This is a genomic window from Vogesella facilis (assembly GCF_042648525.1).
GTDB classification, from domain to species: Bacteria; Pseudomonadota; Gammaproteobacteria; order Burkholderiales; family Chromobacteriaceae; genus Vogesella; species Vogesella facilis.
The window spans coordinates 1-25,610 of the sequence record NZ_JBHRXN010000002.1; the positions used below are offsets into that span (position 1 = coordinate 1).

General features: G+C 62.8%; 20 protein-coding genes. 17 read left to right on the top strand and 3 right to left on the bottom strand.

Annotation, left to right across the window (positions count from 1 at the left end; all coding sequences use genetic code 11):
- Positions 1-250 precede the first annotated feature (250 nt).
- From ACFOLG_RS01180 to ACFOLG_RS01190, 3 genes are all read left to right on the top strand, one after another.
- Complete coding sequence (locus tag ACFOLG_RS01180; protein ID WP_386087546.1) at positions 251-1,219, top strand: dipeptidase; 969 nt, start codon at positions 251-253, stop codon at positions 1,217-1,219.
- 78 nt (positions 1,220-1,297) lie between these two features.
- The gene (locus tag ACFOLG_RS01185; protein ID WP_386087548.1) at positions 1,298-2,353 is read left to right on the top strand and encodes a haloacid dehalogenase-like hydrolase; all 1,056 of its coding nucleotides are present in this window, start codon (positions 1,298-1,300) and stop codon (positions 2,351-2,353) included.
- Between the two features lie 70 nt (positions 2,354-2,423).
- Entirely contained in the window at positions 2,424-3,278 is an 855-nt protein-coding gene (locus ACFOLG_RS01190; RefSeq protein ID WP_386087550.1) for a glycine betaine ABC transporter substrate-binding protein, read from the top strand.
- Positions 3,279-3,354: 76 nt separating this feature from the next.
- Here the strand turns inward: ACFOLG_RS01190 and ACFOLG_RS01195 are convergent, their stop codons facing one another.
- Positions 3,355-4,701, bottom strand: a complete 1,347-nt coding sequence (locus ACFOLG_RS01195) for a sensor domain-containing protein (protein WP_386087552.1) — start codon at positions 4,699-4,701, stop codon at positions 3,355-3,357.
- Positions 4,702-5,137: 436 nt separating this feature from the next.
- On the opposite strand from ACFOLG_RS01195, the gene gspG reads away from it, so the two are divergent.
- The 12 genes from gspG (at position 5,138) to ACFOLG_RS01255 (ending at position 17,151) form a co-directional block, all read left to right on the top strand.
- On the top strand, positions 5,138-5,656 hold the full coding sequence (gene gspG / locus ACFOLG_RS01200) for a type II secretion system major pseudopilin GspG (RefSeq protein ID WP_386087554.1): 519 nt from the start codon (positions 5,138-5,140) through the stop codon (positions 5,654-5,656).
- A 7-nt stretch (positions 5,657-5,663) separates the two neighbouring features.
- Positions 5,664-6,854 carry a type II secretion system F family protein gene (locus ACFOLG_RS01205; protein ID WP_386087556.1) on the top strand — a complete coding sequence of 397 codons (1,191 nt, stop codon included), beginning with the start codon at positions 5,664-5,666 and terminating at the stop codon, positions 6,852-6,854.
- Complete coding sequence (locus tag ACFOLG_RS01210; RefSeq protein ID WP_386087558.1) at positions 6,851-8,548, top strand: GspE/PulE family protein; 1,698 nt, start codon at positions 6,851-6,853, stop codon at positions 8,546-8,548. The genes ACFOLG_RS01205 and ACFOLG_RS01210 overlap by 4 nt, the downstream gene beginning before the upstream one ends.
- Positions 8,529-9,356: a hypothetical protein gene (locus ACFOLG_RS01215; protein WP_386087560.1), complete on the top strand. Its 828-nt coding sequence runs from the start codon at positions 8,529-8,531 to the stop codon at positions 9,354-9,356. The genes ACFOLG_RS01210 and ACFOLG_RS01215 overlap by 20 nt, the downstream gene beginning before the upstream one ends.
- Positions 9,353-9,883, top strand: coding sequence for a hypothetical protein (locus tag ACFOLG_RS01220; RefSeq protein WP_386087561.1), 531 nt, complete (start codon positions 9,353-9,355; stop codon positions 9,881-9,883). Before ACFOLG_RS01215 ends, ACFOLG_RS01220 begins: the two co-directional genes overlap by 4 nt.
- A complete protein-coding gene (locus ACFOLG_RS01225) occupies positions 9,880-10,422 on the top strand; it encodes a GspMb/PilO family protein (RefSeq protein ID WP_386087563.1) in 543 nt (180 codons plus the stop codon). Before ACFOLG_RS01220 ends, ACFOLG_RS01225 begins: the two co-directional genes overlap by 4 nt.
- Positions 10,419-10,919, top strand: a complete 501-nt coding sequence (locus ACFOLG_RS01230; protein ID WP_386087565.1) for a hypothetical protein — start codon at positions 10,419-10,421, stop codon at positions 10,917-10,919. Before ACFOLG_RS01225 ends, ACFOLG_RS01230 begins: the two co-directional genes overlap by 4 nt.
- The gene (locus ACFOLG_RS01235; protein ID WP_386087567.1) at positions 10,916-12,871 is read left to right on the top strand and encodes a secretin N-terminal domain-containing protein; all 1,956 of its coding nucleotides are present in this window, start codon (positions 10,916-10,918) and stop codon (positions 12,869-12,871) included. The genes ACFOLG_RS01230 and ACFOLG_RS01235 overlap by 4 nt, the downstream gene beginning before the upstream one ends.
- Before the next feature lie 10 nt (positions 12,872-12,881).
- Positions 12,882-13,361: a type II secretion system protein gene (locus tag ACFOLG_RS01240; protein ID WP_386087569.1), complete on the top strand. Its 480-nt coding sequence runs from the start codon at positions 12,882-12,884 to the stop codon at positions 13,359-13,361.
- Positions 13,303-13,743 carry a type II secretion system protein gene (locus ACFOLG_RS01245; protein WP_386087571.1) on the top strand — a complete coding sequence of 147 codons (441 nt, stop codon included), beginning with the start codon at positions 13,303-13,305 and terminating at the stop codon, positions 13,741-13,743. The genes ACFOLG_RS01240 and ACFOLG_RS01245 overlap by 59 nt, the downstream gene beginning before the upstream one ends.
- Positions 13,718-14,359, top strand: a complete 642-nt coding sequence (locus ACFOLG_RS01250; protein ID WP_386087573.1) for a type II secretion system protein — start codon at positions 13,718-13,720, stop codon at positions 14,357-14,359. Before ACFOLG_RS01245 ends, ACFOLG_RS01250 begins: the two co-directional genes overlap by 26 nt.
- Positions 14,360-15,129: 770 nt before the next feature.
- Positions 15,130-17,151 (top strand): Ig-like domain-containing protein, encoded by a 2,022-nt coding sequence (locus tag ACFOLG_RS01255; protein WP_386087575.1) that lies wholly within the window; start codon positions 15,130-15,132, stop codon positions 17,149-17,151.
- A gap of 96 nt (positions 17,152-17,247) precedes the next feature.
- On the opposite strand, the gene ACFOLG_RS01260 is transcribed toward ACFOLG_RS01255, so the two are convergent.
- Both ACFOLG_RS01260 and ACFOLG_RS01265 read right to left on the bottom strand, forming a co-directional pair.
- Positions 17,248-18,567, bottom strand: coding sequence for a choice-of-anchor Q domain-containing protein (locus ACFOLG_RS01260; protein WP_386087577.1), 1,320 nt, complete (start codon positions 18,565-18,567; stop codon positions 17,248-17,250).
- Between the two features lie 68 nt (positions 18,568-18,635).
- Complete coding sequence (locus ACFOLG_RS01265; protein ID WP_386087579.1) at positions 18,636-21,623, bottom strand: hypothetical protein; 2,988 nt, start codon at positions 21,621-21,623, stop codon at positions 18,636-18,638.
- Between the two features lie 486 nt (positions 21,624-22,109).
- Here ACFOLG_RS01265 and ACFOLG_RS01270 point away from each other — a divergent pair, with 486 nt between their 5' ends.
- Together ACFOLG_RS01270 and ACFOLG_RS01275 are read left to right on the top strand one after the other, a co-directional pair.
- On the top strand, positions 22,110-22,844 hold the full coding sequence (locus ACFOLG_RS01270) for a DsbC family protein (RefSeq protein ID WP_386087580.1): 735 nt from the start codon (positions 22,110-22,112) through the stop codon (positions 22,842-22,844).
- Positions 22,845-23,571: 727 nt separating this feature from the next.
- Positions 23,572-25,587 carry an NEW3 domain-containing protein gene (locus ACFOLG_RS01275; protein ID WP_386087582.1) on the top strand — a complete coding sequence of 672 codons (2,016 nt, stop codon included), beginning with the start codon at positions 23,572-23,574 and terminating at the stop codon, positions 25,585-25,587.
- Positions 25,588-25,610 lie beyond the last annotated feature (23 nt).

Below are 25,610 nucleotides of genomic sequence, written 5' to 3' on the forward strand. Positions count from 1 at the left end.
GTTCCTGATCATCCGCCGCAGCTTTGCCGACTACCTGTGGCTGTTGCTGCGCAAGGTGGCAGCGCCGTATCGCTTTGCGGTGACCAAGCTGCCGGAATCCGGCAGCCACCCGCTGCTGCGCTTGCTGGACAGCCAGCACGGCACGCCGTCGCGCAAGGCGGTCACCGCCTGATCCGTCACTGTTAATCCTGTCTCGGCGGCGCGCCTGGCGCCCCGCTGCGGCCAACTCATGCTCAAAGGAAACGCCATCATGTCATTGCATCAAGACAGCGTCGTCATCGACGGCCTGATTATTGCCAAGTGGGAGCGCTCGGTCTTCGAGGACATGCGCAAAGGCGGGTTGACCGCGGCCAACTGTACCGTGTCGGTGTGGGAAGGCTTTGCCGATACCGTGAGCAACATCGCCGAGATGAAGCAGAAGATCCGCCAGTACGACGAGATTCTGTCGCTGGTGCGTACCACCGACGACATCCGCCAGGCCAAGGCCGACGGCAAGACCGGCATCATCCTGGGCTTCCAGAACGCGCATGCCTTCGAGGACAACATCGGCTACATCGAGGCCTTCGCCGACATGGGCGTGCGCGTGGTGCAGCTGTGCTACAACACGCAGAACCTGATCGGCACCGGCTGCTACGAGCGTGACGGCGGCCTGTCCGGCTTCGGCCGCGAGGTGATCGCCGAGATGAACCGCACCGGCATCATGGTTGACCTGTCGCACGTGGGCGGCAACACCTCGAAAGAGGCGATCCTGGAATCCAAGAAGCCGGTGTGCTACTCGCACTGCCTGCCGTCCGGCCTGAAAGAGCACCCGCGCAACAAGAGCGACGAGGAGCTGAAGTTCATCGCCGACCACGGCGGTTTCATCGGCGTCACCATGTTCCCGCCGTTCCTGAAGCGCGGCATCGAAGCCACCGTCGACGACTACGTCGAGGCAATGGACTACGTGATCAACCTGGTGGGCGAGGACTGCGTCGGCTTCGGCACCGACTTCACCCAGGGCTACGACAAGGGCTTCTTCGACTGGATCACCCACGACAAGGGCCGCTACCGCCGCCTGACCAGCTTCGGCACCATTCTCAACCCGGAAGGCATCCGCACCATCGGCGAGACCCCCAACCTGACCGCCGCGATGGAAAAGGCCGGCTGGAGCGAAAGCAAGATGCGCAAGGTACTGGGGGAAAACTGGCTGCGGGTGTTTGGCGAGGTGTGGGGGGCATAAATTCATCCCGACCCGGCATGTCAGGCATGCCGGGTTTTTTGTTGTCGGCAGTTTTGTCCCCACCTACAGGAGTTGCTGATGAATCGTTTCAAACGCCTTGCCGTTTCACTGTCATTGCTGCTGGCCGCCGGCGGCAGCCAGGCCACCGAGTTGCAACACTGGCCGGCCGAGGTGGCCGGCAAGCTCAACGGCTTGATTGCCAAGCACGCCAACAAGGGCGAGTACGCGGTGTTCGATATGGACAACACCAGTTACCGCTACGACCTGGAAGAATCGCTGCTGCCGTACCTGGAAATGAAGGGCGTGCTGACGCGCGACAAGCTGGACCCGTCGCTGAAGCTGCTGCCGTTCAAGGACACGGCGGGCTTCAAGGAAAGCCTCAATAGCTACTACTACCGGCTGTGCGAGGTGGACGACCTGGTGTGCTACCCGTGGGTGGCGCAGGTGTTCTCCGGCTTCACGCTGAAGGAGCTGAAGGGCTATGTCGACGAGCTGATGGCCTACGACAAGCCGATCCCGATCAAGTACTACAGCGGCGAGCAGGTGGTGGAGGGTACGGTGAACCGGCCGCGCATCTACACCGGCATGCAGGAGCTGTACAACAAGCTGCGGGAAAACGGCATCGAGGTGTACGTGATGACCGCCGCCAGCGAGGAGCTGGTGCGCATGGTGGCCAGCGATCCCAAGTATGGCTACAACGTCAAGCCGCAGAACGTGATCGGCGTGAACCTGCTGCTGAAAGACCGTGCCAGCGGCGCGCTGACCACCTCGCGGCTGCAGATCAAGAAGGGCAAGTACGACGCTGCGGCCAACCTTGGGCTGGAGCTGACGCCGTTCCTGATGAACCCGATGACCTGGTACGAAGGCAAGCTCGGCAGCATCGTCGGCTGGATCGACCAGTGGCGCAAACCGGTGCTGGTGGCGGGCGACACGCCGATTTCCGACGGCTACATGCTGCTGAACAGCACCGACGTGGACAAGGGCGGCATGCGGGTGTGGGTGAACCGCAAGGCCAAGTACATGCCGGCGATGCAGTCGTGGTGGGAAAAGGCCGCGCAGCAGCAGCAGGCGCTGGGCCAACCGGTGACCGCCGACAAGAACTGGCTGGTAGTGAAGCCGGAAGACATTCAATAAGAAGTGCCATACAGGCATTCGCAGTGGGCAGTTTCTCGTCATTACTTACATAACAGGCTGAGGAATAGAGATGAACACGAATCGCAAGTACTTCACCCGTATGACCTTGCTGGCAGCTGCCGTGGCATGTAGCAGCGGCGCCTTTGCCGCCGACAAGCCGACGATCAAGCTCGGCTACGTGGAGGGCTGGTCCGACAGCGTGGCCACCACCCAGGTGGCGGCCAGCATCATCAAGACCAAGCTGGGTTACCCGGTGGAACTGGTGCCGGTAGCTGCCGGCATCATGTGGCAGGGCGTGGCGCGCGGCGATCTGGACGCCACGCTGTCGGCCTGGCTGCCGGCCACCCACGGCGACTACTACCAGAAGCTGAAGGACAAGGTGGTGATCGCCGGTACCAACTACCCGGGCGCCAAGATCGGCCTGATCGTGCCGGAATACGTGCCGGCCAAGAGCATTGCCGACCTCAACAAGTTCAAGGAAGTGTTCCAGGGCCGCATCGTCGGCATCGATGCCGGCGCCGGGGTGATGAAGAAGACCGAGCTGGCGATCAAGGACTACGGTCTGGATGTGAAGCTGCTGCCTAGCTCCGGCCCGGGCATGGCCTCCGAACTGGCGCGCGCCATCAATGCCAAGCGCCCGATCGCGGTGACCGGCTGGATTCCGCACTGGATGTTCGCCAAGTGGCGCCTGCGCTTCCTGGAAGACCCGAAAAAGGTCTACGGCGAGGAAGAGCACGTGGATACCGTGATGAACCCGGGCCTGGCGACCAAGGCGCCGCAGGTGGCCAGCTTCCTGAAGAAATTCAGCTGGAAGGCGGAAGAGGTGGGCAACGTGATGCTGGACGTGGAGAACGGCATCAAGCCGGCCGCGGCAGCGGAAAAATGGGTGGCTAGCAACGGCACCCGCGTGGCCGGCTGGCTGTAAGCCACGCCGCCAACGCAGTACAAAGCCCCGGTAGCGCAGGCTGCCGGGGCTTTTTGCCGTCCAGGGTTGGCCGCAGTCAGAGCGCGGGCAGGCCGCGGCGCTGTTTTTTCATCTGGTACATCATGTCGTCGGCGTGGCTGAGCAGCTGCTGCCCGTTGCTGCCGTGCTCCGGGAAGTGGGCGACGCCGACGCTGACATTGATGTGCAGCGTGCTGGTCTTGATGTCGATCGGCATGGCAAACGCCTGCTGGATTTTCTCCGCCACCAGGCTGGCGTGCTCCTGGCGCTGCAGGTCTTCGATCAGCACGATGAACTCGTCGCCGCCGATGCGCGCCACCGAATCCGCGCCGCGCACGCACTGGCTCAGGCGCTGCGCCACCGCCTGCAGCAGCAGGTCGCCGGCGCTGTGGCCCAGGCTGTCGTTGATGTGCTTGAAGTTGTCCAGATCCAGGTACAGCAGCGCCACCCGGCTGTTGTGGCGGATCGCCTTGGCCAGCGCATCCTGCAGCTTGTCGTTCAGCAGCGCGCGGTTGGGCAGCCCGGTCAGCGCGTCGTGCTGCGCCATGTGCTGCAGGCGGCTGTGCAGCTGCTTGCGCTCGATGGCGGTGGCCACCTGGGTGGACACGTATTGCAGCAGCTCCTGGTGCTGCCGGGTGTAGGCCATGCTGACATGGTAGCTTTTCAGGATCAGCACGCCGATCACGCCCTGCTTGGTGCACAGCGGCACGCCCAGCCAGCTTTGCAGCAGCGGGTCGCCCAGCGCCTCGCAGTCATCCGCCGGCTGCGGCGGGCTGCGCTGCCACAGCAAAGGTTGGCCGCTGCCGATCACCTGGGTGCCCAGTTCGCACAGATCCGGCGGCGTCAGCGGCGTGTCGGCCGGCCGCGTATCCACCTGGTAGGGCACGCTCAGCTGCCGGCTGGCGGCGTCGTACAGCGCGACCGCGAAATTCTGCGCCGGCAGCAGCTCGCCGATGATCTGGTGGATGTGCTGATACAGCGCCGACAGGTTCTCGGCGGCGTGTGCCGCCTCGGAGATGGCAAACAGCGCGGCCTGCATGGATTCCGCCCGCTTGCGTTCGGTGACGTCGCGCGCCACGGCAATGCGCATCTGGTTGGATTCCGACCAGCGTGCCGACCACATGATGTGCACCACCTGGCCGTCCTTGCGGATGTAGCGGTTCTCGAAATGCGGGTTGGGCTGGCCGGTCATGATCTTGCCGGCGGCGGCCAGCGTGCGCTCGCGGTCGGCGGGGTGGATGAAGGCCAGCATGGAGCGGCCGACCATTTCTTCCGGCGGGTAGCCGAAGATCTGCTCGCCGGCGGCGCTGACAAACACAAAGCGGCCGTCGCTATCCACCGCGCACACGGCATCCAGCAGCAGCGCCATGAAGGAGGCCGGGTTGAGCTGCTTGTTCATCGCCATGGTGGAATCCTGCGCAGTGGTTGCTTTGCCGTGCGGCAGCGGGTTGGCCGCATCTAAACGGGCGCGCCCAATACGACAATACAATACCCGATGGGCATTGTCTGCCCGGAAATGCCTGGCCGCCGCGCTGTGTTTGGCGGCGCTTTGCGGCCATGCGGCCAACCTTGTCGCGCGGTGGCGCCGTGCGCCGGTCTGGCGGCGGGTGTTTCGCTGGGGGAGTTTCCGGGCTGACTCATGCCGGCGGTCTGACTTGGGCGCGTATTCCGTGCGCCATCGTGGTTGATGCTTATTGCAATGAAATTGACACTTCCATTAATAATTAATTACGCGATTTAATTATTATTATTGCATTGATGGCGTTATGCTTTTTAGCGCAGGTTAACATGAATTTCGTGGCGGAAAGCAATAGCTGCGCTATAAAGAAGCCAAGCTAAATATGCAGCATGCGCAATCTATTGCAAACCATGATGAACAGCTGCATTGCTTTCCCGAACTTTATGTTTGCAGGGAGTGCTGCGTGTTATTTTTTTCTATTGCACCCGCGCACAATGCCAGGCAAAGCGGTTTTACCTTGCTTGAGCTGCTGGTGGTGCTGGTCATTATCGGCTTATTGGCCGGCTATGTCGCGCCGCGCTATTTTGCGCAGGTTGGCAAGGCCGAAGTAAAAACGGCGCGGGCGCAAATAGACGCCTTCGAAAAAGCGCTGGATCAATATCGCCTCGATACCGGCCATTATCCATCCAGCGAGCAAGGCTTGACGGTGCTGTATGGCAAGCCAGGCGACGAGCCGAACTGGCAGGGGCCGTATCTGAAAAAAGCCGCGCCGCAGGACCCTTGGGGGCGTAATTATATTTATCGCTTTCCCGGTGAGCATGCCGAATTCGACCTGTTCAGTTATGGCAAGGATGGCCAGTTAGGGGGTAGCGGCGAGGACGCCGATATCGGAAATTGGTAGCGCAGCCATGCAATTCGAGATCAAGGCAGTCGATAGGATCGGCAAGATACAGCTGCTGACACTGGATGCGGCAAGCGACGACGATGCGCTACGCCAGGCCGGCGATCAGGGCTATGCGGTATTGGCGATGAAGCGCCAGTTGCGTGGCGGTTTATTGGCGGCCAGGAAACATGCCGGTTTTCAATTGAACCTGTTTACCCAGGAATTACTGGCATTGCTGGCTGCCGGCCTGGTGCTGGTCGAAGCCATTGAAACGCTGAATGAAAAAGAACAGCGCGCCGAATCCCGCCAGGTGTTATTGCAGATTGTCGGCCTGCTGAAGGAAGGTAAATCATTCTCCGATGCCCTGCAGTCTTTTCCGGGTATTTTCCCGGCGCTGTATATCGCCACCGTGCGCGCCAGTGAAAAAACCGGCGATCTGCAACAGGCATTGCGCCGTTATGCCGCCTATCAGGAGCAGGCAGACCAGGTAAAGAAAAAACTGGTGAATGCCTCTATTTACCCGGCGCTGCTGATGCTGATGGGTTCGCTGGTTTTCCTGTTCCTGCTCGGTTATGTGGTGCCACGGTTTTCCCGGGTGTATGAGGCGGTGGGCAGCGAGCTGCCGCTGTTTTCCCGCCTGCTGCTGCAGTGGGGGCAGTTTATCGAGGGCCACGCGCTGACGCTGTTGCTGCTGGTGGTGGCCGGGCTGGCGCTGCTGGGCTACCTGCTGAGCAGAACCGGCATGCGCCACTGGCTGTTCGATCGCCTGTGGCAGCTGCCGGTGCTGGGCGTGCACATGCACCTGTACCAGCTGGCGCGCTTCTATCGCATGCTCGGCATGCTGCTGGTCAGCGGCATTCCGGTGGTGCCGGCGCTGGGCATGGTGGCGGGGCTGCTGCAGTTTTCGATGAGCGACCGCCTGCAGCTGGTGGCGGCGCAGATTGCGGAAGGCAAGCCCTTGTCGCAGGCGATGCACGGCAACGACCTGACCACGCCGGTGGTGCTGCGCATGTTGCGGGTGGGGGAAAAAAGCGGGCAGATGGGCGCGATGATGGAGCACATCGCCAAGTTCTATGAAGACGAAATTGCCATGACCGTCGAGCGCTTCACGCGCTTGTTCGAGCCGGTACTGATGGCATTTATCGGTTTGCTGATCGGCGCGGTGGTGGTGCTGATGTACCTGCCGATTTTCGAGCTGGCCGGGAGCATACGATGAGCCAGGACGCCTTATTGCCCAGCCGCAGCCTCGCGTGGTCGGATGCGCAGTTGCGCGAGTCGCGCGAGCAGGCCCGGCTGGGCAGCCGGCCGCTGATTGCCATCCTCGAGGAGCGTTCCGGCCTGGCGCCGGAGGCGTTCGTGGCGGCGCTGGCGCAGAGCTTTCACTACCCGGCGCGCGATATGGCGGACTTGCAGCAGCTGACGCCGGCCTTCGACATCGTGCCCTACCTGGAAGCCGCCCAGCACGAGTGCATGCTGTGCCGCAGCGCGGACGGCGCGCTGCAGCTGCTGTTCGTCGACCCGTTCGATGCCGATTTCCGCGCCTGGGCCAACTGCGCGGTACCGGCCGCGGCCAACTGGTGCCTGGTGCACCATGCCGATCTGGCCGCCTTCCTGCTGCGCTCGGAGGAATCCTGGCGCGCGGTGGACCTGCTGCTGGGGCACGACGGTACGGCGCAGGTGGCGTCGACGGCGATCGAGGACATTTCCTACAAGTCCATCAGCGAGGACACCAGCCAGGTGGTGAAACTGGTGCACTCGGTGATCTATGACGCCCTGAAGATGGGTGCCAGCGACATCCACCTGGAAGCCGAGGCCGGCGGCCTGGCGATGAAGTACCGGGTGGACGGCGTGCTGCTGCCAGCCGGCAGCCTGCGCGGCGCGGATCTGGCCGAGCAGATGGTGTCGCGGGTGAAGGTGATGTCGGAGCTGGACATCACCGAGCGGCGCATCCCGCAGGACGGCCGCTTCAAGATCGCCATGCAGGGCCGCGAGGTGGATTTCCGCGTCTCCATCATGCCCAGCCTGCTGGGCGAGGATGCCGTGTTGCGCATCCTGGACCGCCAGGCGCTGACCGACCAGCTGCATGAGCTGCGGCTGGACAGCCTGGGTTTTGACCAGGGCCTGCTTACCGAGATGCGCCGCTACATCTGCGAGCCCTACGGCATGGTGCTGGTCACCGGGCCGACCGGCAGCGGCAAGACCACCACGCTGTATGCCGCCGTTACCGAGATCAATTCCGGCCGCGACAAGATCATCACCATCGAAGAGCCGGTGGAATACCAGCTGCCCGGCGTGCTGCAGATCCAGGTCAACGAGAAAAAAGGCCTGTCGTTTGCCCGCGGGCTGCGCTCCATCCTGCGCCACGACCCGGACAAGATCCTGGTGGGCGAGATCCGCGATACCGAAACCGCGCAGATCGCGGTGCAGGCGGCGCTCACCGGCCACCTGGTGTTCACCACCGTGCACGCCAACAACGTGTTCGATGTGATTGGCCGCTTCGTGCACATGGGGGTGGAACCGTACAGCTTCGTGTCCGCGCTGAACTGCATCTTCGCGCAGCGGCTGGTGCGGCTGAACTGCCCGCATTGCTCGCACCCGGAGCAGCCGTCGGCGGCACTGTTGGCCGCATCCGGCATCACCGCGGAGCAGACCGCTGCGGCCAACTTCCGCGCCGGCAGCGGCTGCGGCCATTGCCGCGGCACTGGCTTCAAGGGCCGCCGCGCGATCGGCGAGATGCTGCGGCTGACGGACGAGATTCGCGAGCTGATCGTGATGCGCGAGCCGATCCGCACCATCAAGGAGGCGGCGCGGCGCAACGGCACGCGCTTTTTGCGGGAGGCCGCCATGGACATGGTGGTGCGCGGCGAGACCACATTGCAGGAAGTCAATCGTGTTACTTTCGTGGCATGACCGGCTATTGCTGGCAATCACCCCCGAGCAGCTGGTGCTGCGCCATGCCAAGGCCGGCTGGCGCCCGCAGTTTGCCGACATCGCGCTGACGGTCGACACCGCCGCCACGCCCGGCTGGCAGGCACTGCTGCCGCAACTGGAGCAGCTGCTGCACAGCCGGCAGTGGCAGCGGCCGGTGCTGAGCGTGGTGCTGTCCAACCGTCTTGCGCGCTACCAGTTGCTGCCGTGGAGCGACGAGCTGCACGGCGCGGCCGAATGGCTGGCGCTGGCGCGACATAGCTACCGCCAGGTGTTCGGCGAGTTGGCCGCAGGCTGGCGCTACCGCTTGTCCGGCAGCGGCTATGGCCGCCCGGTGCTGGCCTGCGCCATCGACGAGGCGCTGCTCGCCGGCCTGCAGGGCATCTGCGAGCGGCTGGCGATCCGCCTGCAGCTGGTGCAGCCCTATCTGATGGTGGCGTTCAACTTGTGGCGCAAACAGCTGAACGTGCAGGATGGCGGCCTGCTGCTGGCCGAGCCGGGGCTGCTGAGCCTGGCCAGCTTCCGCCAGGGCAGCTGGCAGAGCCTGCTGTTTGAAACCCTGCCGGCCGGGCAGCCGGGCGCGGCGTCGCTGGCGCTGCACCGCATGCTGCTGCAGCTGGAGCAGGCGCAGCTGCCCAGCGAACTGGCCACCTTTACCCCCGGTCATGCCATCGCGCCGACGCGGCCAAGCCCGCGCCTGCGCGCGCTGCAGCTGCCGGACGATGCCGGCCGGCCCGGTGCGGCGTTGGCCGCATGCTATGGCATGGCCGCCAGCGGAGGAGGCCGATGATGCGCGCCCTCGAACTCGATTTCGTGCCGGCCCGCGGCGTGCGCCTGGGGCGCGTGCTGTGGCTGCTGCTGGCGCTGGCGGCGCTGCTGGCCACCGGCTGGCATTACCGGCAGTCGCTGCGCAGCCTGCAGCAGTTGCAGGCGGTCGCCAACCATAACCAGCAGAGCCTGCAACGGCTGAATGCCGGCGGCGAGCAGAAGCCCGACCCGGCGCTGCACAAGCAGATCGTGCAGGCCAACGCGGTGTGGGATGCGCTGTCGCAGCCGTGGGATGCGCTGTTCGCCGAGCTGGAGACCGCGGCCAACAAGCAGGTGGCCCTGCTGGCGCTGGAGGCGGACGGCAACAAGCGGCTGCTGCACATCACCGCCGAGGTCAAGCAGCGGCAGGCGCTGCTGGACTACATCGCCCGGCTGGAACGGCTGCCGGGCCTCAGCGCGGTGACGCTGCAGGAGCATCACATCAATGTGCAGGACAAGGAACTGCCGATCCGCTTCACGCTGCAGGCGCACTGGGAGACGGCATCATGAGCGCCGCCCGCTGGCGCTACCTGCTGGCGCAGACCGACCGCGCCGTGTGGCTGTTGCTGCTGGTGCTGCTGGGCTGTGCGCTGTTCTACCTGGCGGTGAGCCGGCCGCTGCAGGCGCAGCTGACGGCCACGCAGCAGCAGATCCAGTCGCAACGGCAGGTGCTGGCCAGGCTGCGCTACCAGCATGCCCACCCGGTGGCCAGCCCGCAGCTGCGGCTTGGCCAGTTTTACCGCTCCTTCCCGGCGCAGGGCGAGGCGGAACTGTGGCTGCAGAAGGTCTATGCCGCGGCCGATGCGCAGCAGCTGCTACTGCCGCGCGGCGACTACAAGCTGCAGCCGCAGCCGGGCAGCCAGCTGCTGCGCTACGAAATCACCCTGCCGCTGCGCGGCAGCTACCGCCAGCTGCGCCAGTTCCTGACGCAGGTGAGGCAAGACAACCCGGCGCTGCTGCTGGACGACCTGCGCTTCAAGCGTGACAACATCGGCCAGGAACAGCTGGAGGCCAGCCTGCACCTGGCCATGCTGATGAGGGGGAAATGAGCATGCTGACCCCACGGCAACGTTTCCTGCTGCTCGCCGCCGCGCTGCTGCTGACGCTGGGGTTGGTGGTGATGGCGCCGGACGACGAACCGCAGGCGCCGGCGGTGGAAGCCAGTGGCGAGCGGCTGCGCCCGGCCCGGGCCGCAGCACCGGCGCCGGAGCTGCGCGCGCTGTCGCTGGCCAGCCTGTCGCGGGCGGCGGCACCGGCCGGCACTGCGGCCAACCTGTTCCCGGTGCAGAGCTGGTATGTGCCGCCGCCGCCGCCGAAACCCGCCCCGCCGGCCCCGCCGCCGTTGCCGTTTACCTATCTTGGCAAGCTGATCGACGGCGAGCAGGTCACGGTGTTTGTCAGCAACGGCAACCGCAACCTGGTGCTGAAGAATCATGATGTCATTGACGGCACCTACCAGGTGGACGCCATCACGCCGCCCGTCATGCGGCTTACCTATTTGCCGCTCCAGATGCAGCAAACCATGAATATAGGAGGCGCAAATTGAAACGCTTAATCGTGTTGCTCCCCACCGTGCTGCTGCTGTGGGCTTGCGCCAGTAACAAGGAATTCATGGAAGGCAAGCAGCTATTGCTGGACGGCCATGTCGAGGAAGGACTGGCCCGCCTGGAGCGGGTGGTCAAGGCCGAGCCCGGCAATGCCGAGTACAAGAGCTACCTGTTCACCCAGCGCGAACGGGCCGTCAACCAGTGGCTGGCGGCGGCCAACAGCGCCCAGCTGAGCGGGCAGCTGGACGACGCCGAGCAGCTGTACCAGCGCGTGCTGCGGCTGGATGTGCAGAACCAGCGGGCGCTGGGCGGGCTGGAGGCGCTGACGCTGGCCCGTCGCCATGCCCGCCTGCTGGACGAGGCGCAACAGCAAATGCAGAAAGGCGACCGCACCGCCGCGCTGGCCACCGTGCAGCAGGTGCTGACCGAGAACCCGCGCCAGCGCGACGCCCGGGTGCTGCAGCGCAAGCTGTATGACCAGCAGGGCGCCCCCTCGCTGCTCAGCCCGCAAATGCAGAGCGCGATGTCGCGGCCGATCACCCTGGAGTTTCGCGATGCGGCGCTGCAGGCGGTGTTCGAGGTGATCTCGCGTACCGCCGGCATCAATTTCGTGTTCGACAAGGACGTGCGGCCGGACCTGCGCGCCACCATCTTCGTGCGCAATACCCGCATCGAGGACGCGGTGCAGCTGCTGCTGGTGACCAATCAGCTGAGCCAGCGCGTGCTCAGCGACAACACCATCATGGTGTACCCCAACAACCCGGCCAAGCTGAAGGACTACCAGGAGCTGGTGATCCGCAGTTTCTTCCTGGCCAATGCCGAGGCCAAGGATGCGGCCAACCTGATCCGCTCGCTGGTGAAAACCCGCGACGTGTACGTGGACGACAAGCGTAATCTGGTGGTGATGCGGGATACCCCGGAGGCGGTGCAGCTGGCGGAAAAACTGCTGGCCACCCAGGACCTGGCCGAGCCGGAAGCCATCCTGGAGGTGGAGGTGCTGGAGGTGAACCGCGCCCGGCTGCAGAACCTGGGCATCGAATGGCCGGCGCAGATCGGCTACGGCCTGCTGGATAAAGGCAGCACCACGTCTTCCACCACCGGCGGCGTGATCGTGTCGTCGTCCACGCCCGGCGGCAGCCTGTCCACGGGCATGATCGACCTGCGCGCCAACCCGCTGGGCCTGACCACCTTCATTCCCAACCCGGCCATTCTGGTGCGGCTGCGGGCACAGGACAGCAATGCCAACGTGCTGGCTAACCCGCGCATCCGCGTGAAAAACCACGAGAAGGCCAAGATCCACATCGGCGACAAGGTGCCGGTATTTACCAGCACCGCGGTGGTGAATGCCGGCATCGCGCAGTCGGTGTCCTATCTGGATGTGGGGGTGAAGCTGGAGGTGCAGCCCAGCATCGGCCTGGATGACGACGTCACCATCGATGTCGGGCTGGAGGTGAGCAGCATCGTCAAGCAGGTGGACTTTGGCAGCAGCACCGCGTACCAGATCGGCTCGCGGGCAGCGGATACCGTGCTGCGGCTGCGCGATGGCGAGACGCAGGTGCTGGCCGGGCTGATCCAGGACGAAGACCGCAGCTCGATCACCAAGGTGCCGGGCCTGGGCGATCTGCCGCTGCTGGGCCGGCTGTTTTCCAGCAATAACGACAACCGTTCCAAGACCGAAATCGTGCTGCTGATTACGCCGCACATCGTGCACAACCTGGCGGTGCCGGACCCGCGCTTTACCCAGCTGCGGGCCGGCACCGAAAGCACGGTGGGCGGTGGCGGCGGGGCGGCCGGCAGCACGCAGCCGGTGACCATCGTCGCTACGCCGGCCATCGTGCCGCCACCGCCGCCGCCCAGCATGGTGCCGGTGCCGGGCATCGTGCCGTTCCGGCCGACGCCGGCCGTGCCACCGGCGGCAGCGCCGCCGGGCGGGGCCGCCCCGGCGCAGTAAGGGAGTGACGATGTTTGCGCGGCGGATGCAGGGTTTCACCCTGGTGGAACTGGTGGTAACGGTGGCCATTGTCGCCTTGCTGGCCAGCGTGGCGCTGCCGCTGGCCGAGCTGACGGTGCAGCGGCAGAAGGAGCAGGAGCTGCAGCTGGCGCTGCGGCAGCTGCGCGGCGCCATCGATGCCTACAAGGTGGCGGTGGATCAGGGCAAGATCCCGCGCGCGGCGGATGAAAGCGGCTACCCGAAAACCCTGGCGGTACTGGTGGACGGCGTGGTCGACCCCAAGGACCCGGATGGCAAGCGCCGCTTCTATTTCCTGCGCCGCATTCCCCGCGACCCGCTGGCCAGCAACGAGCAGGCGCCGGGCGAGAGCTGGGGGCTGCGCAGTTATGCCAGCCCGGCGGACCGGCCCGAGGAGGGCGAGGATGTCTACGATGTTTACTCATTGGCGCAAGGCGTCGGGCTTAACGGCATCCCCTACCGGCAGTGGTAGCGGCCGGCGGCGTGGCACGGCCGGTTTTACCCTGATCGAGCTGATTGTGGTGATGCTGATCATCTCGCTGCTGCTCACCATTGCCGTACCCCGCTACCTGGATAGCGTGGCCAGGGCACGCGAGGCGGTGCTGCTGAGCGATCTGTCCACCATGCGCGACGCCATCGACAAATACTACGGCGACCGCGCGCGCTACCCGGACAGCCTGCAGGCGCTGGTTACCGATCGCTACTTACGCAAACTGCCGGCCGATCCGTTTACCGATACCGAGACCAGCTGGGTGGTGGTGCCGCCGGAGGATCCGAGCAAGGGCGCGGTCTACGATGTGCGCAGCGGCGCGGAAGGGGAGACCCGAGATGGCACGCCGCTACGCGAGCTGTAGCCGCCCGGTGCCAGCGTGTCGCAGTTGGCCGCGCCGGCAGCGCGGCTTTACCTACCTGGGCCTGCTGGCGGTGCTGCTGGTGCTGGGCTGGTGGCTGGCCGCCACCGGGCAGCTGTGGTCCACGGTGGCACGGCAACAGCGCGAGCAGGAATTGCTGTTCATCGGCGATCAGTTCCGGCAAGCCATCGCGCAATACTATGAACAGTCTCCCGGCGGCGCCAAACGCTTCCCGCCGAGCATGGCCGCGCTGCTGCGTGATCCCCGGCTGCCATTTACCCGCCGCTATCTGCGGCGGATCTATCCAGACCCGTTTACCGGCAAGACGGAATGGGGGCTTATTCGCGCACCGGATGCCGGCATTGCCGGGGTATACAGCCTGGCGGAAGGCAAGCCGCTGAAGCGCGATAATTTTGCCCCGCAATACCGCGAGTTTGCCCAGGCCGACAGCTACGCCGATTGGCGCTTTGCCTATAGGCTGGTGACATCCGCCGCCGGCACCCCCGAGCCGGTGGCTTCCCAGCCCGCCACAGAGGCACCTTCCGCGTCGGCGGTAACTTCCACGCCCGCCCCGCCGGCCGAGACGGGGAACGACACGGGAGAACTCTCGCCCGAATAACGGCCCGCCGCTTGCCGGCGATCGCGTTTTTGATCCGTTTTGTTTTGCAATTCGAATAACCGCCGCCAGTTTGGCGGCTTTTTTTTGCCTAAAACTGGCTGTTAAGTAATGATTGCAAATTTTTATAAAAAAGCACGCGTGTATTTTTGCTTGCAACTGCCGAGATGGCTTATTTTTTTGATTTGCATGCAATATGATATGCCACGGTTTTTATTTTAGGAATAGATGGATGTAATTAGCTGCTCGATAATGGTCACCATTTGTGTGACGGTGTGTGTAGGCCGTGTATTAGTTTGTTGACTGCCCGGTGTTGTAAAAAATAACACGGTAAGTGGGTGATTTTGCAGTATTATTCTTTTTGAAAAATGCCAATTTAATAAATATACAAACAGTATTTATTTTATGTGCTAATTTTGTCATAAAAAAAATTGCCTGTTTTTTTTAAAACTGAGCTGTGTATAGTAGGGGCTAGATCCTAAACAAAGCGCTGGGAATTCAGCAGGGGTCAGGCCCGGTTGGGTATGATTTCTGGTTAATTAGCGTGATGGATCGAATTGAAAGCTTTGTTATCAATTTTGGAATCTAACAAGCAATATATTTAAAATAGTCGCGAGGCTTTTTCTGCTTGTAGAACTTTAAACCGAATGATCTCGTCGTAAATAGGCTGGGTAATTGGATAAAGTTGCAGAAAAAAGCGAAAGTCAGCGCCCTTGCGGCGCATGGCAACAGCGGCAAGCAGGTTCCAGGGCATTTGTGAAAGGAAGTAGTCGATGTTTACCCAAGCCAAAACCACCGCTCGGCAGCTAGGTCAGGTTTTTCAGGTCGCACTGGCATTGCCATTGCTGGCCGCCGCAGGCGGTATCACCCCGGTGCACGCGGCGCAGCCGCTGCAGGCGCAACAGGCCGCCGGCAAGGTGGAGATGGAAGGTGAGCTGGAGGTGCTGCATGTACACAATGCAGACAAGACAAGCGGCTATCGCTATTTCCTGCATACCAGCAAGGGCCGTGTCGAACTGAAGTTCAAAGGCAAGGGGCCGCGCCAGCCCAGCGGCAGCAAACTGCGGGTGAACGGCAGCCAGAGCGGCAACGTGCTGGCGCTGGATTCATCCACCTCGGGCAGCGTGCAGGTATTGGCGTCGCCGGAACCGAATACCTTCGGTGCGCAAAACACCGCAGTACTGCTGGTGAATTTCCAGGATAACCAGACCCAGCCCTATACCAAGGACCAGGCCAACACGGTGGTATTTGGCGAGGGCAACAGCTTCATCAAGGAAAACTCGTCGCAGCAGACCTCGATCAGCGGCAGCGTATTCGGCTGGATCACTATGCCGATTGCGCAGACCTGCGATTACATGGTGATTCGCGATGCGGCGCTGCAAGCGGCAAGCAATGCGGGGGTGAACCTCTCCGCCTATGGCCGCCACGTGATTGTGATGCCGAAAAACAGCACCTGCTCCTGGGCGGGCCTGGGCACCGTGGGCGGTGCGCCGTCTACTGCCTGGATGAATGGCAACCTGACCCGCAAACCGTTTACCCATGAATTCGGCCATAACCTGGGCATGTGGCATTCGCATTCGCTGGAATGCGGCAGCACCACGCTGGGCAGCAGCTGCACCCGCAGTGAATACGGCGACTGGTTCGACACCATGGGCGGTGGCGAGGGCGTGCACTACAACGCGTTCCAGAAAGAACGCCTGGGCTGGCTGAACTATGGCGTGTCGCCGGCGATTGCCACCGTGCAAAGCGGCAGTGCCACCGTGATGATCGAGCCGTATGCGGCCAGCAGCAACGGCACCAAGGCGGTAAAACTGCTGAAGTCCGTCAATGCCACCACCGGCCAGAAAAGCTGGTACTACCTGGAGTATCGCCAGGCCGTGAACCTGGATGCACCGCTGGTGAACCGTCCGGGCGTGACCAGCGGGGTGCTGGTGCACATGGCCACCGAAGGGGATGGCGACAGCAGCGATCTGCTGGACATGACCCCGGCCAGCAACAGCAACATCGCTTACGAGTGGAATGATGCCCCGCTGGCGGTGGGCAAGACCTACACCGATGCCAATGGCGTCAGCATGACGGTACTGTCGGCCGACAGCACCGGTGCGGCGGTGAGCGTCAGTACCACCGGCCAGGTAACGCCCAGCTGCGTGCGGGCCAACCCGACGGTGACCTTGACCAGCAGCCAGAGCGGCAGCGCCACCCCGGGCAGTGCGGCCAACTACACCCTGAGTGTGACCAATACCGATGGCAGCGCCTGCAGCGGCAGCACCTTCAACCTGGCATCGGTCGTGCCTTCCGGCTGGAGCGGCAGCCTGGGCGCCGCATCGCTGACCCTGGCGGCAGGCGCCAGCGGCAGCACCACCCTGACCGTGACTTCGGCCACCACCGCCAGCAACGGCAGCTACAGCATCAATGCCAATGCCAGCAATGTGTCGCAGTCCGGCTACCAGGGTACGGCCAGCGCCAGCTTCAGCGTGCAGGCCACTACCAGCAGCGGCGGCAGCACTACCACTCCCAACCTGGCCCCGGTCGCCGTGAGCGATAGCGCCGCCACCCGCATCGGCACTGCCGTGAGCATCGTGGTACTGGGCAACGACTACGACCCGGAAGGCAAGGCGCTGACCGTTACCGCGGTAACCACCCCCAGCAAGGGCAAGGTCAGCATCAACAGCAACGGCACGCTGACCTACACCCCGAACAGCAAGGCCAAAGGTGGCGACAGCTTCAGCTACACCATCAGCGATGGGGTCAACAAAGCCAGCACCAGCGTGGCCGTACAGATCAACAACCGCTAACAACCGTATGAATGCCCTGTTGTGCCCGGCAAGCCTGCCGGGCATTTTTTTTTGCGCCGCCGCCAGCGGCAGCAGGCGCGACGAAGGGGCGGCGGCTTAGTCCTGCACGGCAATGCCCAGCAGCTGCAGCTTGCCGCTGCCGGCAAACGCGGCCCCGGCGCCGCGCAGGGTGATGGCGGCACAGTTGGCCGCATCCAGGGTCAGCGGCGTGCTGGGCGCGGGCAACGGCGTGGCCAGCGTGATTTGCAGGGGCGCGTGGCAGAGTTGCGGGTCGAAGCGGATGGTGGCGGCCTGGCCCATGGCCTCGGTCAGGCTGAGGGCGCCACGCAGCGAGCAGTCGCCGCGCGTGCCGCTACAGGCGGCGGCCGGGCTGTCGTCCAGCGCGTTCACCACCAGCCGGGGGTAGGCCTGCACTTCGAAGGCGCCAATGTCGACGATGCCGGCCACAATGCGCGGGTCGCCGTTGCCGCGCTGATCCCACTCCAGTGGCTGCGCCTGGGCGTCGGTGGCTGCCGCATTGCTGCCCAGGTTGATGGCCGGGCTGCCGCCGCCCAGCGGCAGCGTGGGGGTCGGGCCATTGTAATAACCCAGCGCCTCCAGCCGCGGTTCCTGCTGGCTGACAGGTTGGCCGCAGCCCTGGTGTTGCATGATCAGGTTGTGGTCGCTGGCCGGGTGCAGGCTGCCGGACAGCTCGCAGTCGCTGGCGCTGTCGCTGTTGGCCAGCAGGCTGTTGCGTAGCCACAGCCCGCCCAGGCTGTACAGGGCGCCGCCAGCGCGCGCGGCATTGTGGGCAAAGGTGCTGTTGCCCACCTGCAATTCCCCGCCGGACTGCGCGATGCCGCCACCGTAGCGCCCGGCGCGGTTACGGTAAAAGGTGCTGTTGACGATGCTGGCGTGGCCGGCGACCTGCAGGATCGCGCCGCCATCGTCGTCGGCCTGATTCTGCAGAAAGCTCACGCCGCTTACCTGCAGCTGGCCGCGGTTCAGAATGGCGCCGCCGCCCGGTGCCCGGCCTTCGGTCAACGTCAGGTCGCTTAGCGTCAGCTTGCCGTCGGCGGCGACTTCCAGCAGCCGGAAGCGCTGGGCGCCGCTGATGATGATGCCGCCGCTTTGCCAGAGCGGGCTTGCCTGCCCCTGCAGTGTCAGCTCGCCATGCAGCAGCGGCAACGGCGAGCGCAGGGTGAGGGTGGCCGGTGCGGCCAACGTGTCGAGTTCAAAGCGCACCAGCTGCGCGCCGCGGTGCTGCTGGCTGTCCAGCAGTGCCTGGCGCAGCGAGCCCGGGCCGCTGTCGTGCACATTCAGCACCCGGTGCAGCAGCGGTGGCGGCGGCTCGTTGCCCAGGGCAACGGTGGCGATCAGGCACAGCAGCAGTAGGGCGCTGGCGGCTGCCGGCCGCAAAGGTAGGGGGGACAACATGGCCGCTCTCCCATCGGGATGAAAAAAGGCCGGTCCGAAGACCGGCCTGCCTGGTTTGGCGACTACGCTCAGTTGCAGTCTGCCACCGGGATGTAAGCACCCTGACGCGAGGCACGCGGGTCGGCATGGTTCACCACGGTGCCATCGGTATCGATGATGGCGGTGTTGTCACCAGAGCCGTTGTAAGTACCCAGCAGGTCTTTCAGACGCAGGATGTTGTTACGGTCACATACCGTGCTGCTGTTATTGTCATAGCAGTAGGTTAGTGCCTGTTGCTCGGCTTTTACGATGTCCAGTCCGGATTTCGGATCAATCGGGAGCGATTTACCGTTATCCAGGGCCGAGTTGAGGATGGCGGCAAGCAACTGGAAGGATGCCAGTTCCGTAGCCTGACACAGCTGGCTACGTTTCGTGCCGTTGCTGGTCTTGGCCGGGCTGGCCCAGAAGATGCCCATTACATCGCTGCACTCTTCAAGGTTCCGCCATCCAAGGCTGATACTGCCAGCCAGATGCTCTTCGAACACGTGGCAAGTGTAGCCATCGGTGAAGCCATGGGTCTGCCAGAAGCCCGGGGTGCGGGTAGCGCCGCCTTGTTGCACCGTGCAACTTGAGCTTGCGCTGTGGTTGATCACATTCGGCAAGCCATACTGCGCCGGCAGGGTGGCGGTGGCGTCAACGGTGTTGCTTACGCTGGTGCCGGTGGCGATCATGCTGCCTTGTGCCAGGTAGCAGCCGTCAGCGGCGTTGTTGTCGTAAACGCAGTTGTTGTTCACCACTTTGCCCAGCGAGATGCCGCTCAGGTTGATGCCGGTTGCCGGGTCGCTCAGGCCGAGTACCAGCGGGATATCGCCGGTATTCATTACCTTGATGTCGAAGTTGGCGCTGGCACCGGCCGGAACCGGATCGTTGACGCAAGACTTGCTAACCGTGTAGGCCGGATGTACCAGGTCCACTGCGTGCGATGCCGTGGCCGTAGCGGTGTTGCTGAATGCATCCAGCAGTACCACTGTCACGGTATTGTTCAGCGGATCCGGGTCGCCAGCCTGTATGGCGCGCGAAGCGGTAAAGGTACAGCTGTCACCGGGGGTGCCGGCGGCGGTCAGTTGATCGGTGCCACAACCGGTAACAGCTTTCATGTCGTCCAGCAGGTCACCCAGCACGGTATCGGTGAGTGAGGTTACTGTGGTCGGCACATTGCTGCCGCTGGTTACTTTAAAGGTGTAAGTGGCGGTGTCGCCCACCTTGGCGTATTGCGGACCGGATTTCTGGACCGTCACATCCACTGTTGCCAGTGTTACGACGACTTTGGCGCTTGCTTGTTTACTCAGCACGTTCGGCCAACCTGCTGGCGAGCAGGTAGCTACCGCGGTGTTGGTGCATTCCACCCCTACCAGGCCAGCTTTACACCAGCTGAGTGCGCTTGGGTTGTTGAACAGGAACTGCGGTGTCAGTTCCACTTTGTCGTTTGCCACCAGCGATACCGTGCCCTGAGCAGGGTAGGTTATGCCCAGCATGGCGTCGGTGATGGTGCAATCGAGATTAGGCGTATCAGACGAGCTGGTGTTGGTCAGCGTGATCTTATAGTTCACGGTGTCGCCTTGCAGGATCGCAGTCGGGTCGGCGGTTTTGGTCAGCGTGATCGAAGGCTGGAACAGGTTGACTTCGTGGCCGGAGGTTTCCGTCAGCGAGGTGCCTGTCAGGTTCGATTTTTCACGGTAGGTTGCCGTTGCCGTGTTGGGCAAAGGATCGGGATCCCCGGCTTGTACGGTACGACGCAGGGTTACGACGCAGCTTGCGCCACCAGCCAGGCTGGCACCGCAGGTGTTGCCGATAACATAGCTGTTGCTTTGATCCACACCGTTGACGGTGATGGCGCCCAGTACGCTATCGCTGATGGCCTGTTTGTACAGGGTCTGTATCCCGGTGTTGGTGATGGTGATGCTGTAGTCGACCGGGTCGCTGACTTTCGACAGTGTGTCACCTGTTTTGGCCACTGCCAGACCGCAGACGTTGAATTGGCCCATGGCAAAGTCTTTCAGCTCGGCACTCAGCGAGTGCGAGGAGCGGGTTTCTGCCATGAAGGTGCTGAAGCAGCCCAGATCCAGCCCCAGGGCGGTCAGGTCTATGCCGGCTTCAAACAGGGCAGCCTTCTGGTAGCTGTGCTGGCCATCCTTGTTGGTGTAGCCCCAGGGCGGGGTTTCACCGGCGATATTGTTGATGACACCGCACGCCTGATCGCCGGCACCTACCAGCGAGCAGTCGGCGCCACTCTTGTCTGCTACCAGCGTCATGGTTGGTACGCCGGTTGCGCTTACCGCGCTGACTTTATAAATGGTGATGTTGCCGACATCGCCACCACCGACAAAGTCCACCAGTACCAGGATGTCACCTACGGCATGTACGCCGACAAAGGCGGGTTTCACACCCAGGCTGATCGGGTTGCGGAAGAACCAGAAACCCATCTCGGCATCACCGCTGGTATCGAAACGATCGGCACCAAAGTAGAAAATGATGTGATCGTCCGCTGCCTTGTATGCGGCGGCAAAAGCATGGGCAATGTCATCCTTGTCGGGGACAACATCATTGGCGTTGTCGTACTGCCAGGATTTGTTGGCACCTAGCGAGGTGTCGATAGCTTCCTCATCTTTGGAACCGCCACCGGTGTAAAAGCTGGTTTCTGCGGAACCGGTTGGATCGTCAACGAAGGCACGGGCAAAGGCGTGGTCGTTGCCGCCGTAGACATTGGCCCAGTCATCCGGCGAGCCGGCGGGGCTGTCTGCTACGTTGGCCGCACCACAATTGACCGTGGTGTCCTGGCCATTCACTTTCACCGTACAGGTGGTGGGTTGGTCAAGCTCAAACAGGTTGTCGTCGTGAACTGCCCAGACCGGGCTGGCTGCCAGGCTGGCCAGGATGATTGCCAGAACGGCCGGGGCACGCCGTATGTGTGCCATTAGCCGGCTCTGGACGCCGGGTTGTGGTGGCGCCGTACACCAGCTGTCTGTCGTGGAACAGGCAGCGGGGGTGTCCGGCAACCCCGTGACTAGATGACTCATGATTACACCTCCAGATACTTATAGAGGCGGTTCCTGCCAGGAATCGCTCGCCGATTCCCCTGTGACAAATCGAGCAGTGAAGAAGTAGCAACGCAGTTTTTTGTGCTTATGGGTTGGTGCCGCTTGGGAGGCAAGGTCGCCGACGGGCGCATGAGCAAAGGGTTCACACATCTGGTCGGGACAGCCCGATTTTAGGTTTTGCTGCAGTCAAATTCAACCGTTTGTTAAAAGTATTATTAATAAGTGTGATGTATGGTTAAGTATGCAACCGTCTAATGACAGCCATTTTCAGCGTCGGCATTTGTTGAAACTGTACTAAGCATCTGGCGATTTTTATTACTACAGCCGTGCCATTGCGCTGGCCGGGGCCGGGCGCGGGCTGGCCGCGCGTGCGGCGCCAGCGGCGTGCGCAATGCAGGAATGGCTGGCCGTGCAGCAGCAAACTGCTTGGCTATAGTGGTGGGGTAAATCGGTAGAGGAGGACGCATGATGAAGCACAAGGCGGGCTTGATACGGTGGCTGATAGCAGGTGCGCTGCTGGCGAGTAGTGCCAGCGTGGCGCAGGCCGACGAAGCGCAGGTGGCGCCGCTGCTGGAGCAGCGCTTTCCCGGCTTGAAAGTCGAGCAGGTGCGCAAGGCGCCAATGCCTGGCTGGTACGAGGTGTTCAGCAACGGCCAGTTGCTGTACGTGGATGCGGGCGTGGATTTTGTGCTGCAAGGCAGCGTCTTCGACGCCAAGACGCGGCAAAACCTGACCGCAATGCAATTGACCAAGCTGACGGCGCTGCCGTTCGACAAGCTGCCGTTCGCGCAGGCGATCAAGATCGTCAAAGGCAACGGCAAGCGCAAGATGGCGGTATTCGAGGATCCGCATTGCCCGTATTGCAAGCAGCTGGAGGGCGAGCTGCGCTCGGTCGACAACGTCACCGTCTACGTGTTCCTGTACCCGATCGAGCAGCTGCATCCCGGCGCCACGCTGAAATCGCAGCAGATATGGTGTGCCAGCGACCCGGCCAAGGCATGGTTGGCCGCAGTCAATGACGGCGTGGCACCTGGCGGCAGTGGCGACTGCGCGAACCCGGTGGCGGAGCTGGAGGCACTGGCGCGCAAGCACCGCATTACCGGTACCCCGACCATGTTTTTTGAGAACAACGAACGCGTGGCCGGGGCGGTGTCGGCGGCGCGCATCGAGGAGTTGCTGAACGCGGCCGCCAGCCGCTGAGTCATTTCCACCACTACTTCTGCACTGTTGCCTGTTTGCGGGCCGGGTGTTTGCCAACACCCGGCCCGCAGTCTTTTGTGCTTGTCTGCCGGCGCCTCGCAGCGCTTGCGCTGGCTGGCGCATTCAATATTTTTCCTTGCCGATTTAGAAAAAATCAAAGCTTCGTCATGGCTGTTTGGCGCGTAAGCCTTGCTGTGGTGGGCTAATTTTTTTACCCTGTAAAGCTTGGGTATTTTTTATCTGCTTTAAATTTATCTTTTTCGGATATTAATTGAAATATTAATTGCCGATTTGATTTTTTATGATGATGAAAATTTGCGGTGTGCATGCCTTCTGGCAAGTGGTTTAATATTGTCACTTACCTTAATCATATGAATTTAAACGGTAAATTATTTTATCGTAGGTGTATAGGTTGTTTTGCAGACAGGCTGGAAATAGCGTTGCAATTCATATTTTTCTCTGTATATTCTGGCCTTGTGTGTTAAGAAATTGTTGGAAGCAAAATTGTGGCGGACGAGGGCGTGATGTTGAATCTGGTGCTGCTTATTGCAGGTCGGTTATTTTAAACAGAACCCTAATTGTCTAAAAAGCGCTTTGCTTGATAAATATCGGGCAAATTGCCGGCTTGGTGAATATCGGGCCGGTGGCGCAGTTGGCCGCAAGCTGGTTTCCAGGGATGCAAAGGAATAAGTCAGTGCGTAATTCTCGATTCTCGTGCGGCCAACGTATGGCCAGGTGGGCAGCCTTGCTGGCCGGTTTGTTGCTGGCTGGCCAGGCCGCATCGCTGCAGGCGGCAGTGCCCGCCGCGCAGGCGTCGGCCCAGGCGCAGGTCGGCAGCGCGGCAGCGGTGGACCTGGAAGGCGAACTGCAGGTGCTGCACGAGGATGACCTCAAGAACCGCAAGAGCCGTACCCGGCATTTCCTGAAAACCGATGCCGGCGAGCGTCTGGAGCTGCACTTCAAGGGCGCGGCCGCGCGCTATGCGACGGGCAGCCGCGTGCGGGTGCGTGGGCAGCAAAGCGGCAGCCAGCTGGCGCTGGACAGCAGCAGCGGCAGCGTGCAGGTGCTGGCACAGGCGGCCGGCTCCAACCCGCTGGGCGTGCAGAATACCGCGGTGCTGCTGGTGAACTTCCAGGACAACCCCGGCGATCAGCGCTGGACCCAGGAGCAGTGGCGCACGCTGGTGTTTGGCCAGGTAAGCGACTTTGTCCGCGAGAACTCCTTCCAGCAGACCTCGCTGACTGGCCAGGTGTACGGCTGGTATACCCTGCCGATCAGCAGCACCAGCACGTGCGATACCGATGCCATCGCCACGGCGGCCAACCAGGCGGCTGCCGCGGCAGGGGTAAACCTGGCCGCCTACACGCGGCTGGTGTATGTGTTCCCGCCGGTTGCCAGCTGCGCGTTTTCCGGTGCCTCCACCATTGGCGGCGTGCCGTCCAAGTCGTTCATCAACGGCGACAACAGCTTCCGCGTGGTGACGCATGAGCTGGGGCATGGCCTGGGGCTGGACCATACCCATGCCAATGACTGTGATACCAGCCCCACCGGCGCCACCTGCACCTACTACGAGTACGGCGACCGTGCCGACGTGATGGGCTCCGGGCAGGGGCATATCAATGCCGCGCAGAAAGAGCGCCTCGGCTGGCTGAATAACGGCGTCGCCCCGGCGGTGACTACCGTGCAGCAGAGCGGCACCTACGTGATCGAGCCGTATGAAAGCAGCGGCAGCAGTGCCAAGGCGCTGAAGATTCTCAAGGGCGTGAACCCCACTACCGGCCAGCGCAGCTGGTACTACCTGGAATACCGCCAGCCGCTGGGCGCGGACAGCTACCTGGCCACCGACCCGTATCTGAAAACCGCCAACGTGTTCAACGGGGTGACGGTGCATCTGGATACCGAGGGCAGTGTGTACGACAACTACCTGCTGGACATGACGCCGGGCAGCCTGTCCTGGTACTCGCGGGCCGACCTGGACGACCCGGCGCTGGTGGTGGGGCAAAGCTATACCGACAGTGCCGCCGGCGTGACCATTACCCCCACCTGGGCCAACAGCAGCGGTATCGGCGTGCAGGTAAGCTTTAGTGCTGGCAGCTGCACCCGCGGCCAACCTTCCGTGCTGCTGTCGCCGCTGCAAAGCACCAGCGTGTCTGCCGGTGCGGCGGTGGGGTATAGCGTGGTCGTCAGCAACCATGACAGCAGCGGCTGTGCCGCCACCACCTTCAACCTGGCCTCGGTATTGCCGAGCGGCTGGTCCGGCACGCTGGCTGCCAGCAGCCTGAGCATTGCTGCCGGCGGCAGCGGCAGCACCACGCTGACGGTAACCTCGTCCGGCACGGCCATTGCCGGTAGCTATGGCGTAACGGCCTCGGCCAGCAACGTGGCCGCCAGCCAGTACAGTGCCAGCGGCACCGCCAGCTACAGCGTGCAGGCGCAGGTCGGCACCCTGGCGGTGAAAGTGGCGACCGACAAAGCCAGCTATAGCCTGGGGGCCACCGTCACCAGCACGGCAACCCTCAGCAATGCCAGCGGGGCAGTGGCCAATACGCCGGTTACCCTGCTGTTTACCAAGCCCAACGGCAGCACCGTCAGCCAGACGGTAACCAGCGACAGCAAGGGCGTGGCCAGCTACAAGCTGCGTCTGGGCAAGCAGAAAGACGCGCTGGGCAGCTACCAGGTGCGGGCCAGCGCCAGCAGCGGCGGACAGAGCGCCAGCGCGACTACCACTTTTGCCGTGCAATAAGGCCGGCGGAAATGAAAAAGGCG